Source organism: Frankia sp. AgB1.9, from assembly GCF_016786355.1.
Classification (GTDB): Bacteria; Actinomycetota; Actinomycetes; order Frankiales; family Frankiaceae; genus Pseudofrankia.
On the sequence record NZ_JADWYX010000028.1, the window covers coordinates 54785 to 66501 of the forward strand.

At 70.9% G+C, this 11717-nt stretch carries 8 protein-coding genes; 6 read left to right on the forward strand and 2 right to left on the reverse strand.

Annotation, left to right across the window (positions count from 1 at the left end; all coding sequences use genetic code 11):
- Positions 1 to 21: 21 nt before the first annotated feature.
- The 3 genes from I6A60_RS13495 (at position 22) to I6A60_RS13505 (ending at position 4033) form a co-directional block, all read left to right on the forward strand.
- Positions 22 to 1284: an acyl-CoA dehydrogenase family protein gene (locus I6A60_RS13495; protein WP_203022890.1), complete on the forward strand. Its 1263-nt coding sequence runs from the start codon at positions 22 to 24 to the stop codon at positions 1282 to 1284.
- A gap of 224 nt (positions 1285 to 1508) precedes the next feature.
- A complete protein-coding gene (locus I6A60_RS13500) occupies positions 1509 to 2798 on the forward strand; it encodes an amidohydrolase family protein (RefSeq protein WP_203022889.1) in 1290 nt (429 codons plus the stop codon).
- A 110-nt stretch (positions 2799 to 2908) separates the two neighbouring features.
- Positions 2909 to 4033 carry a CaiB/BaiF CoA-transferase family protein gene (locus I6A60_RS13505; RefSeq protein ID WP_203022888.1) on the forward strand — a complete coding sequence of 375 codons (1125 nt, stop codon included), beginning with the start codon at positions 2909 to 2911 and terminating at the stop codon, positions 4031 to 4033.
- Positions 4034 to 4166: 133 nt separating this feature from the next.
- On the opposite strand, the gene I6A60_RS13510 is transcribed toward I6A60_RS13505, so the two are convergent.
- Both I6A60_RS13510 and I6A60_RS13515 read right to left on the reverse strand, forming a co-directional pair.
- Entirely contained in the window at positions 4167 to 6593 is a 2427-nt protein-coding gene (locus tag I6A60_RS13510) for a CoA transferase (protein ID WP_203022887.1), read from the reverse strand.
- A complete protein-coding gene (locus I6A60_RS13515) occupies positions 6580 to 8127 on the reverse strand; it encodes an AMP-binding protein (RefSeq protein WP_203022886.1) in 1548 nt (515 codons plus the stop codon). The genes I6A60_RS13510 and I6A60_RS13515 overlap by 14 nt, the downstream gene beginning before the upstream one ends.
- 190 nt (positions 8128 to 8317) lie before the next feature.
- On the opposite strand from I6A60_RS13515, the gene I6A60_RS13520 reads away from it, so the two are divergent.
- From I6A60_RS13520 to I6A60_RS13530, 3 genes are read left to right on the forward strand one after another with little or no spacing between them, the layout of a single operon-like run.
- Positions 8318 to 9244 carry an enoyl-CoA hydratase gene (locus I6A60_RS13520; RefSeq protein ID WP_203022885.1) on the forward strand — a complete coding sequence of 309 codons (927 nt, stop codon included), beginning with the start codon at positions 8318 to 8320 and terminating at the stop codon, positions 9242 to 9244.
- A 4-nt stretch (positions 9245 to 9248) separates the two neighbouring features.
- Positions 9249 to 10232, forward strand: coding sequence for a sucrase ferredoxin (locus I6A60_RS13525; protein ID WP_203022884.1), 984 nt, complete (start codon positions 9249 to 9251; stop codon positions 10230 to 10232).
- Positions 10229 to 11695: an aldehyde dehydrogenase family protein gene (locus I6A60_RS13530; RefSeq protein ID WP_203022883.1), complete on the forward strand. Its 1467-nt coding sequence runs from the start codon at positions 10229 to 10231 to the stop codon at positions 11693 to 11695. The genes I6A60_RS13525 and I6A60_RS13530 overlap by 4 nt, the downstream gene beginning before the upstream one ends.
- Positions 11696 to 11717 lie beyond the last annotated feature (22 nt).

The following is an 11717-nucleotide window of genomic DNA, read 5'->3' on the forward strand; positions in this document are numbered from 1 at the left end:
CGAAGGGAAACGAGGAACACGATGACCGACACACCGGAGATCGCGCGGTACCGCGCGACGGCGAGGCAGTGGCTCGCCGCGAACCTCGAGGCACGCGACCCGAGCCAGCCCCACAACGTGCGCGGCGCCGGCGAGCTCAGCCCCGAGGAGTACCAGGCCGAGCGGGCCCTGCAGAAGAAGCTCTACGAGGCCGGGTACGCGGGCATCAACTGGCCGAGCGAGTACGGCGGCCAAGGGCTGAGCGACCAGCACGCCCGCGTCTTCGCCGAGGAGGCGGTCCAGTACCGCACGCCCGAGCTCGGCCACGCGGGCGGGACGACCTACGGGCCGTGCGGGCAGACCATCGTCCGGCACGGCTCGCCCGAGTTCCTGACCAGGCACGTCCCCCGGATGCTGGCCGGCGACGAGCTGTTCGTCCAGCTGTTCTCCGAGCCGAGCGCCGGCTCCGACATGGCCGGCATCACCACCCGGGCGGTCCGCGAGGGCGACCGGTGGCTGATCACCGGATCGAAGATCTGGACGAGCGGCGCCCACTACGCCGACTACGGGATGTGCCTGGCCCGCACCAACTGGGACGCGCCCAAGCACCGCGGCCTCACCTGGTTCGCCATCCCGCTGCGGGCCAAGGGCGTGGCCATCCACCCGATCCGCGAGATCACCGGCGACGCCGAGTTCTGCCAGGAGTTCCTCGACGAGGTCGAGGTCGGCGACGAGGACATCATCGGCGAGATCAACCAGGGCTGGACCGTCGCGCAGACGCTGCTGCTGGTCGAGCGGGGCGCCGGTCGTGACGACCCGCTGAACATGCCCGCGGCGCAGCCCGCAGTGATCGACCCGCAGCTGGTCAGCCTGACCCGGGCGGCCGGGCGCGCGCAGGACCCGGTCGCCCGCCAGACCGTCGCGCGGATCCACACCGCCGACTGGGCGAAGGCCATGCTCGGCCAGCGGATCACCGGGCTGCTGCGGTCGGGCGAGAAGCCCGCGGCCGGCGTCGCCTCGTACTGGAAGCTCGCGGCCGGCATCTACAACCCGGAGCGGGCCCGCCTCGTACTGGAGATCGGCCAGGGCCTCGGCCTCGTCTGGAAGGAAGGCGACGAGGAGGGGAACCGTGCGGCGCTGGACTATCTGAACAGCCGGGTCTGGTCGATCGCCGGTGGCTCCAACGAGATGCAGCGCAACGCGATCAGCGAGCAGGTCCTCGGCATGCCGCGGGAGCCGAGCTTCGACAAGGGAAAGCCGTTCCGGGAGGTCGTGAACAACGCCCGCGAGTGGCTGAAGTCCTGACCGGGTAAGCCCGCGCGCCGCCATTCTCGCGGCGGGACCACGAAATGAGGCGCGAAGCCGCCTCGACCGTTTGCGCGCCCTGCTGCCGGCGGGGTGCTCGTAAGCGCGCCTTATTGCTACCCGAAGTGCGGGCTACGACACCCCCGGCAGGGTGGCGCCCGACGCCCGACATAGTTAGACTCAGTTCAAATACACGGTATCCGTGAACTACCTAGGAGGGCCCGTTGGCCGACACGCCTCAGCTCGGATCACGCGGTATTTACGTGGCGGATGTCGAGCAGAGCCTCCCGTACGGCATTTTCGATGCCGACCATCACCTGTACGCCCCGGCGGACGCGGTGACGCGATACCTGGCTCCCGAGATGGTCGACCGGGCCTGGCTGCCGGGTGAGCCGCGGATGCTGACCGAGGAAGAGCACGACGAGGACGTCGACCACGAGCGCCGGACGCTCGGTGTGCACTCCGCGCCCGAGGGCGGCTTCGGCGGCGTCGACCTCTCCCAGGTTTCCGGGATGGACGGGAACATCCCGATCCCGGGCGCGATGCTCAACAAGCTCAACCCGATGAAGGACCTCGACCAGCTCAGCCGCGAGCAGCTCATCGAGCGGTACAACGCCATGCGGCCGGCCTTCGAGAAGAAGGACCCGCGGCTGTCGCTGATGGACCTTCAGAACGTCGAGCTCGCGGTCCTGCACACGGTCGGCACCGGCTGGGAGAGCGCGTTCGGCCGGGGCGACATCGAGGCCGGCTATGCCGTGAACCGGGCCTACAACGACTGGCTCTTCGAGGACTGGGGCTTCGCCCACGAGAACCGCATCCTGGTTCCGGTGCCGATCCCGCTGCTGGACGTCGACTACGCGGTCGCCGAGCTCAAGCGGTCGCTGGAGCGCGGCGCGAAGTTCGTCGATCTGCAGCCCGGCCCGGCCTGGAACGGCCGGTCGCCGTTCGACCCGTACTTCGACCCGTTCTGGAACCTCGTCAACGAGTCCAACACCCGGGTCGCCGTCCACCTCGGCGGGACCTACGCGCGCCACGGCGCCGAGTGGGGCGAGAAGGCCGACGCCCGTTACGTGGAGTTCAACGGGTTCCAGTGGGTGTCCTACTGGGGTGACCGTCCGATGATGGACACCCTGACCTCGATGTTCTACCACGGCATGTTCGGCCGCTTTCCCAACATCAAGGTGCTCATCGCCGAGTTCGGAACCGTCTGGCTGCCGTACCTGCTCCGCAAGCTGGACCACGCGATGCTGCTGGGCCGCAAGCCCAAGTGGGGCTCGCTGCCGGGCCGTCCGTCCAGCGTCTTCAAGGAGCGGTGCGTCATCGCTCCGTTCCCGGAGGAGGACATCAACCGCGGTATCGACACCGTCGGCGCCGACTGCCTCGTCTTCGGGTCGGACTTCCCGCACTCCGAGGGTGTTCCGGACCCGATGCAGTACGTCGCGCTGCTCAAGGATCTGGACGACACGACGATCCGCAAGATCATGCGCGACAATCTCGTCCGCTTCATGGGCTGACCGACCCGCGCCGCACCGTGCCTCCACCGCCGATACCCCGGGCGGTGGGGGCACGGTCGTTATGGTCCGAACAGCGATCCGTCCTGCCCACGGTCTCCGAGGAGAAAGCCATGCCCGACCCGAAGCTGCCCTTGAGCGGCGTCACGGTACTGGACCTCACCCGGCTGCCTCCCGGCGCGTTCTGCACCGTGCTGCTCGCCGACTTAGGCGCGGACGTCATCCGGGTCGAGTCGCCGAAGGGCCGGATGTTCGACGGCCCGATCGGGCTGAACCGCGGCAAACGCTCGGTCGCGGTCGATCTACGTCATCCGCGCGGGCTCGAAGTGCTCCGCCTACTGGCCGCGCACGCCGATGTGCTGGTGGAGAACGAGCGGCCCGGCGCCCTGGACGAGCGGGGTTTTGGCTACTCCCACGCGGCGAAGGAACTGCCGAAACTCATCTGGTGCTCTATTTCCGGCTACGGCCAGGATGGCCCGTACGCACAGTGGTCCGGACACGATCTTTCGTTCGCGGCGCACTCGGGCCTGCTGACCGGGCTGAGCCCGGAGCTGCCCTGGCACCCGCAGCTGATCCTGCCGATTCCGATCGGGGCCCTGATGGCCGGCGTCGGAATCCTCGCGGCTCTGCGGGAGCGGGACCAGACCGGTTCGGGGTGCCAGCTCGACATCAGCCTCTCGGAGTCGGCGACCTGGCTGCTCTCCTCGGCGGACGGCACGTTCGACCGCGGCGGGCGCGGCGTGCCGATCGGCCCGGACCGGCGTCTGTATGCCTGCGCGGACGGGACCTGGGTCGCGGTGACGGCCGCGGAACCCCGCACCTGGGGAGCGCTCTGCGACGGGCTCGGCCTGCCGGACCTCAAGGACTCGCTGCACCGGTGGGACGACCCGGACGCCGTGACGCAGCGGCTCGCGGCTGTCTTCCTGAGCCGCCCGGCCGAGGACTGGGTCGCCGAGCTCGGGCCGCTGGGCGCCAGCGTGGTGCGGGTGAACCGGGGGCCTGACCTGGCCAGCGATCCACACGCGACCGCGCGGGGCGTGCTCCAGCAGGTCGGGGACCTGCTGGTTCCGCGCGCGCCTATCCGGATCCTTGACGAGGATGGCCCGCGGCCGGCTGCCGAGACCTATCCACCGCCCCCGGCCGGCGCGCACACCCGCGCGGTGTTGGAAGAGGCCGGCCTGGCCCCCGCTCTCATCGACGAGCTGGAGGAGTCCGGCGCCGTCGGGCCGCGCGGCTGACCAGCCCCAAAGCTGTCATACCTGGTGGTCCCGGGTCTCGCCCCAACCCGGACCACCAGGTATGACGTTCCTCCGCCATCGCGGGGCGTTGTTGATCAGGATGTCGATGCCGCCGTGCCGCGCGGCAGCGGCGTCAGGTCAGGCGCTGTAGCTGGGGAAGGGCGTCGGGTAGGCAGATGACGTTCTCGCTGGCCAGGGTCTTCATCTCGGGCTCGGACACGCCCAGCTCGGCCAGGATCTCCACGGCCTGCGAGCCCACCGCGCCAGGGCTCGCCCCGACCCGCGGCGGCGTCTCCGAGAGCCACCGTCCGATGCCGGGCCGCGCGACGTCCTTGCCGTCCAGGCCCCGCTCGAAGTAGACGACACCCCGCCGATGCAGGTAGGCGACCGCGTCATCGATGGAGACGAGGATCTGCGCCGCGATGCCGGCCTGCGTCAACAGCGCCACCCAGTGGTCGGCCGACTCGTCGGCGAACCGGGAGGCCAGCATCTCGGCCAGGACTCCGCCCGGGTTCCGCCAGCTGTAGTCGGACTGGCTGCCTTCCAGCCCTGTCGCGCGCAGCAGCGCGACCAGCTCCTCCCGGCGCGCCGCGAGGAAGATCCACCGGTCCTTGGTGGCGTAGAAGCGGTACAGCGCGTGGGCGCCGTACTCGTTGCGCAGCCGGTCGGGACCACCGTCCTTCAAGGCACCGTCCCTCACGTCACCGTCGGTCACTTGCGCCTCGGCCGTGAGGTAGGCGGCCTGGTGCAGCGTCGAGCCCTGGGCCAGCGAGGCGCCGACCTTCTGCCCGCCACCACCGCGCAGCCGCGCGAACAGGCCGACGGCCACGGCATAGGCGCCGAGGATCCCGGTGTCGGCGTCGTTGATCGGCGTCGGCTGGTAGAGCGTCCAGCCGAAGCGCGAGCCGTAACGCCAGCTCATCCCGGTCGCCGCGTTGCACTGGTTCTCGTAGCCGCGGCGGTGCGCCCACGGGCCGGTGAGGCCGTAGGCGGTGATGGAGCAGTAGACGAGCCCCGGGTTCAGCCGGCTGGCCCGCTCGTAGTCGATGCCGTACCTGGCCTGCGACTTGGGCGTGAAGTTGGTGACGAGCATGTCGGAGGCCCGGATCAGGTCGCCCGCGAGCCGCCCGCCCGCCTCGCTCTTCGCGTCCAGCAGGATGGTGCGCTTCCCCCGGTGCAGCTGGCCGACGATGCCGTCGGTCACCGCCGGAACCGTGTTGCCCACCTTGATGACGTCAGCGCCGAAGTCGGCCAGCAGCCGGGCCGCTGTCGGGCCGGCCACGGCCTGGCTCACGTCGATGGCCTGGTAGCCCTCCAGCGGAAGGTCGATGGCGCCCGTCGCAGGCCCGTCCGGGGCCTTGGGACCGGCGGGGGTGGCGCCGAGTTCGGCGAGGATCGCGGCGCGGTCCTGGTCGGGCAGGTGGCGCGGCCGGGGCGCCGGGACCGCGGCCAGGTCGAAGCCGCGCCCCGGCAGGACGATCGGGCCGGCCACCGGGTCATCGAGCGTCACGACGGCGCCGGACTGGGCCGCGTGCTCGGTGGCGACCCACTGCGCCGGCGTCCGGACCATCGAGACCGGCATCTCCGCCTTGGCAGCGACCTCGTCCCACCAGGTCGACGGGTGGCTACGGACCAGCTCGGTGAACATCGCCATGGCGGTGTCCCGCTTCGCCAGCGAGAACGTCCGGTTCGCGACGTCGATCAGCCCGAGGCGTTCCCACTCCGGCGCGACCCCGGCCGCCACGAGCAGCGGGATGACGAACTTCGAGTAGGGCGACAGGTCGATCATCCCGCCGTCCGCGCAGGTGTAGGTCAGGTCGCGCAGCATGTGGTTGTCGCCCATGAGCGGGTTCTCGTAGACCCGCATGCCGAGCATCGTGCTGTACGCCTCGGCGTAGGCCTCCGCGAGCGGGACCTCGACCCGTTGGCCCCGCCCGGTGCGCTCGCGGGCGATCAGCGCCATGACGACGGACACTGCCCCCATCAGGCCGCCGAAGTTGGACGCCGTGGTGATCGGGGTGAACAGCGGCGCCGCGGGGTCCGCCACCTTGGCCCTGGTCCGCCCGGACGGGTCCCAGTGCTCCTTGAGGGGCCGGTACCCGGCGACGGCCGTCTGCAGCACGCCCTCCCAGGCCGCCACGTCCGCCTTCTCGTCGTCGGCCGCGAAGCCCGGCAGCGAGCAGTAGACCAGCCGCTCGTTGAGGTCGCGCGCCGCCGCCGGCCCGAGGCCGAGGCGGTCCATGACGCCCGGCCGGAAGTTCTCGATCACCACGTCGGCGCGCGCCACCAGGTCCCGCGCGGTGGCCCGGTCGGCCGCGCCGCGCAGGTCCAGGGTGATCCGCCGCTTGCTCCGGTTGAAGAACGCGTCGGTCGGTCCGAGTGCCCCGGCGGCCCGCGGGGAGTCGACGTGCACGACGTCGGCCCCCGCCTCGGCCAGCAGCAGCGCGGCAAGCGGCCCCGCGATCTGGTGGCCGAAGTCCACCACCCGGACCCCGGCCAGCCCGGCGCCGACGCTGACATCAGCGCTGAGACCGGCGCGCTGCGACCTAGTTGACTGCACGGTCGCGGCCCTCCCAGTAGGGGGCCCGCAGCTTGAACTTCTGCAGCTTCCCGGTCGCCGTCCGCTCCAGGGCGTCACGCAGCTCGATGGAGGTGGGGCACTTGTAGTGCGCCATCCGCTCCCGGCAGAAGGCGATCAGCTCGGCCGGCTCGACCCGCTCCCCCGGCCGCAGCACGACCAGGGCCTTCACGGTCTCGCCCCACTTCGGGTCGGGCACACCGATCACCGCGGCCTCGGCCACGGACTTGTGCAGGTACAGGCAGTCCTCGACCTCGATCGACGACACGTTCTCGCCGCCGGTGATGATCACGTCCTTCTTCCGGTCCGTGATCGCCAGCGTCGCGCCGTCGAGGGTCCCGCCGTCACCGGTGTGGAACCAGCCGTCCTCGATGGCGAGGGCGGTCTGCTCCGGCTGCTCCCAGTACCCGTCGAACACGTGGTTGGAGCGGGCCATCACCTCGCCGGAGGGGTCGAGCCGGATGCGGACGCCCAGCGCCGGGACGCCGGCCTGTGCCAGCAGCCGCGACCGCTCGTCGACGGACAGGCCGTCCCACTCGGCCCTGGACCGGTTGATCGTCAGCAGTGGCGAGGCCTCGGTGAGGCCGTAGATCTGGATGAACTCCCAGCCCAGCAGCTCCTCGACGCGCGCGACGACGGCGCTGGGCGGCGGCGCACCGGCGACGACTATCCGGACGGTGTCGCGCCCCGGGACCGGTTGGCCGGCTTCCAGTCGCACCGCGGCGGCGTCGAGGATCGAGGCGACGACGGCGGGGGCGCCGCACATCAGCGTCACGCCCTCCCGCTCGACCCGGGACAGGATGTCCTCACCGTCGATCTTGCGGATCGCGACGTGGGTGCCGCCCATACCGGTCACCGCGAAGGGCATCCCCCAGCCGTTGACGTGGAACATCGGCAGCGTGTGCAGGATGACGTCTCGGTCGGTCACCGTGGTGTGCCAGCCGAACGAGACCGCGTTGAGCCAGTTGTTGCGGTGGGTCAGCCGCACGCCCTTGGGGCGCGCCGTCGTCCCGGACGTGTAGTTGATCGTGCAGACCGCGTCCTCGTCGGGCTCCCAGGCCACCGGCGTCGCGCCGGGCGCGGCCTCGGCGAACAGCTCGGCGTCGGCCACGCCGTCCAGGACGATCCGCTCCTTGGCCTTCACGCCGGACAGCACGTCGTCTAGCTCCGGGTCGACGAGCAGCACCGACGCGCCCGAGTGCTCCACGATGTAGGAGATCTCGGCCGCGGTCAGCCGGTAGTTGATCGGCACCAGGACCCGGCCGTACCCGCTCACCCCGTAGAAGCTGATCAGGAACCGGGCGCAGTTCGGCGACACGATCGCGACGCGCTCGCCGGCGGGGACTCCCAGCCGGTCCAGCGCCAGCGCCATCCCGCGGGCCCGCGCCGCCACCTCTCGATAGGTGAGCCGCCCGAACGAGCCGGGCCGGCCCGGCTCGTCGACCACCGCGAGGCGCTCCGGGTACACCGCCTCGGCCCGATCGAGAAAGTCCGCGACCGTCAGGGCAACCTTCATCAGCCAGTCCCTCCTTTGACCGGGTTGAAACTAGCGGTTCTTCAACTTAGTGTAAATATGGGCGGCAACGGTCCAGGCCGGGCGGGCGCGGCACTGGACAGGCGCCGCGACGCGGGCGCCAGCTCGACACAGGTCGCAGACCTCGCCGCCGAGCGGGCGCGAGGGTCCAGGTCAGGGTGGAAAGGCGCTGATGATCGACTCGAAGTACCGGTACATCACGTACGAGTCCCTGGACGACGGGACGATCGTGCGGATCATGCTCAACCGCCCCGAGACGAGGAACGCCCAGAGCCGGGGGCTCCTGGTGGAGCTGGGCGAGGCGTTCCTGCGGGCCGAGGCGGACGACACGGTCCGAGTCGTGATCCTCGGCGGCCACGGCCCGATGTTCTCGACGGGCCACGACATGGGCTCGAAGGAAGGCCGGGCGGACCACGCGCCAGGGCCGAACCAGCACCCGTCGGCGACCGTCAACGGCGCGACCCGGCAGGGCGCGGAGAAGCTGATGCTGCAGGAGTGGCACCACTTCTTCGAGAACACCCGCCGGTGGCGCAACCTCCGCAAGATCACCATCGCGGCGGTGCACGGCCAGGTCTACGCCGCCGGCCTCATGCTGATGTGGGCGTGTGACCTGATCGTCGCGGCCGAGGGGACGACCTTCGCCGACATGGTCGGGACCCGGCTCGGCATGTGCGGGATGGAGTACTTCGCGCACCCGTGGGAGTTCGGCCCGCGCAAGGCCAAGGAGCTGCTGCTGACCGGCGACTCCATCGACGCGGACGAGGCCCACCGGCTCGGCATGGTCTCCAAGGTCTTCCCGGCGGACGAGCTGGCCGACAGTGCCGTGGCTCTGGCCCGGCGCATCGCGGGCATGCCCACGATGGCGGCCCTGATGATCAAGGAGTCGGTCAACCAGACCGTCGACAACCAGGGCTTCTACAACGCGCTGAACGCCTGCTTCACGCTGCACGAGCTGAACCACGCCCACTGGGCCTGGGTCCACCAGGGCGGTTTCCCGGTCGCGACGCCGGCCGAGGACGGCGTCCCGGACTGGCGGACCAGCCCGCCCGTGCTCCCGGCGCTGCGTGCCTTCGCCGCGGCCCCCGACCCGGTCGGTTAGCGCCATGGAGAACACGTTGAACGCTGAGGCCACCGAAGTCGACCTTGACGCGAGGATTCGCTGCAGCGAGTGGTCCCGGGTCACCTCGCTGTCCCCGGCCGGGACCGCGGGGACCTACCCGGGCTACCTGCTCGTCGAGCTCCCGCTGCCCTGGCCGCGCGACGTCGGCGAGACCCCCGAGGCCGCCGCTCTCGCGCCGCTGCTGGCCTCGACCGGCTACCGGCTGCAGGCCGTCGTCCCGTCGGACCCTGCGGCGCCGCCCGCCGAGCGACGGGTGATCCTGCACGCGCGGACGCCGGGCCAGCAGTGGTTCGCCGGCTACCGCCGGTTCGAGCGCCCGGTCGGCGCGTCGCTGCCCGAGGCCGTCGCGGAGCTGCTCGCGGCAGCCGCCGAGCCGGGGCCGTCAGGCCTCGAAGCGCCGGGGGTCGACGTCCTGGTCTGCGGCCACGGCACCCGGGACAGCTGCTGCGGCCGGATGGGCGCCGGGCTCACGGCCCGGCTCGGCGCCGTCGCCGCGCCCGACGGCGTGACGATCTGGCGGACCAGCCACATGGGCGGCCACCGGTTTGCCGCGACCTTCCTGCTGCTGCCGGAGGGCACGTCCTGGGCCTACGGCGACGTCGAGCTCGTCGAGACCGTGCTGCGCCGCAAGGGCGACTTCGACGCCGTCGCCGGCTACTACCGCGGCTGCTCGGGCCTCGACGGCCCGCAGGCGCAGGCACTGGAGGGCGAGGTCGCGCGCCAGGTGGGCTGGAGCCTGCTGGACTCGCCCAGAACCAGCACGTTCGACGGCTCGCGCGCGGGCCTGACCTGCGTGTATGACGGCGAGACGGTCACCTGGTCCGCTCAGGTCGGCAAGGGCCGTGCCGTCTCGATGCCCGACTGCCAGAGCCCGCCCTCATCCGCGACCAAGACCCAGTCCGAATGGGCGGTCTCGGCGATCACTCGCGACCAGCACCTGCCATCACCTGACGGAGGAACTACATGACTTTCGCGGGACTGAACGTCGCCAAGCTGCTCATCGACGGTCAGCTCGTCGATGCCGAGGGTGGCGCCACCTACGAGAACATCAACCCGGCGACCGAACAGTCGATCGGCGTCGCGGCTGATGCCTCGACGGGCGACATCAACGCGGCCATCGCCGCGGCCCGCAAGGCCTTCGACGAGACCAGCTGGAGCACGGACGTCGCCCTGCGGGTGCGCTGTCTGCGTCAGCTGCACGAGGCGCTGTCCAAGCACGCGGAGCCGTTCAAGGCGATGATGACCGCCGAGGTGGGCCTGCCCACCAAGATGGTCGGCTCGACCTTCGACATGCCGGTCGAGAACGTCGGCTGGGTGACCGACCTGCTGGAGACGTACGAGTTCAGCCAGGACCTGGGGCTCGGCAGCATCGAGGGCTTCGGCGCGCACCGCTGGACCGAGCGGGAGCCCTACGGGGTCGTCGGCGCGATCGTCCCGTGGAACCAGCCGCTCCAGGTCGCGCTGGCGAAGGTGGCGCCGGCGCTGGCCGCCGGGAACACGGTGATCCTCAAGGGGCCGCCGACCACGCCGTGGTGCGTGAGCGCCCTGGGCAAGCTCGTCGCCGAGTACACGGACATCCCGGCCGGCGTCTTCAACGTCATCACCAGCTCGGCCAACGACCGGGGCGAGGAGCTGATCACCGACCCGCGGGTCGACCTGATCAGCTTCACCGGCTCGACCGCCGTGGGCCGCCGGATCATGGAGCTCGGCGCCCAGACCGTGAAGAAGTGCTTCCTGGAGCTGGGCGGCAAGTCCCCGAACATCGTCTTCGAGGACGCCAACCTGCAGCAGGGGATCGGCATGTCGACCTTCATGGTCTGCCTGCACGGCGGCCAGGGCTGCGCCACGCTGTCGCGCCTGCTGCTGCCGCGGTCCATCTTCGAGCAGGGCGTGCAGATCGCCTCCGCGATGCTCTCGGCGATGCCGTACGGCGACCCGCTCGACCCGAACAACGTGATGGGCCCGCTGAACAGCGGCAGGCACCGGGACAGGGTCGAGGCCATGGTCGACCGGGCGGTCGCCGCCGGCGGCACCCCGATCCTCGGCGGCCGGCGCCCACCGCAGCTGGAGACCGGCTACTACTTCGAGCCGACGCTGTTCGCCGACCTGCCGGAGGACGCGGAGATCGTCCAGAACGAGGTCTTCGGCCCCGTTCTCGTCATCCAGGCGTTCGAGGACGAGGACGACGCGGTCCGGATCGCGAACAACACCATCTTCGGGCTTTCCGGCGCCGTGTTCTCCGGCGACCACGAGAAGTCCAAGCGGGTGGCCCGCAAGGTACGCGCCGGCACGATGATCGTCGACGGCGGCATCTACTACGGCTCGGACGTCCCGTTCGGCGGTTACAAGCAGAGCGGCATCGGGCGCGAGATGGGCCAGATCGGCTTCGAGGAGTACCTCCAGGTCAAGGCGCTGTGCGAGCCGGCATGACCGTCAGCACCAAGGGTCCCGG

Coding starts and splice junctions, on each gene's coding strand:
- I6A60_RS13495 (WP_203022890.1), top strand. CDS start 22: ATGACCGACACACCGGAGATCGCGCGGTACCGCGCGACGGCGAGGCAG.
- I6A60_RS13505 (WP_203022888.1), top strand. CDS start 2,909: ATGCCCGACCCGAAGCTGCCCTTGAGCGGCGTCACGGTACTGGACCTC.
- I6A60_RS13515 (WP_203022886.1), bottom strand. CDS start 8,127: ATGAAGGTTGCCCTGACGGTCGCGGACTTTCTCGATCGGGCCGAGGCG.
- I6A60_RS13520 (WP_203022885.1), top strand. CDS start 8,318: ATGATCGACTCGAAGTACCGGTACATCACGTACGAGTCCCTGGACGAC.
- I6A60_RS13525 (WP_203022884.1), top strand. CDS start 9,249: ATGGAGAACACGTTGAACGCTGAGGCCACCGAAGTCGACCTTGACGCG.
- I6A60_RS13530 (WP_203022883.1), top strand. CDS start 10,229: ATGACTTTCGCGGGACTGAACGTCGCCAAGCTGCTCATCGACGGTCAG.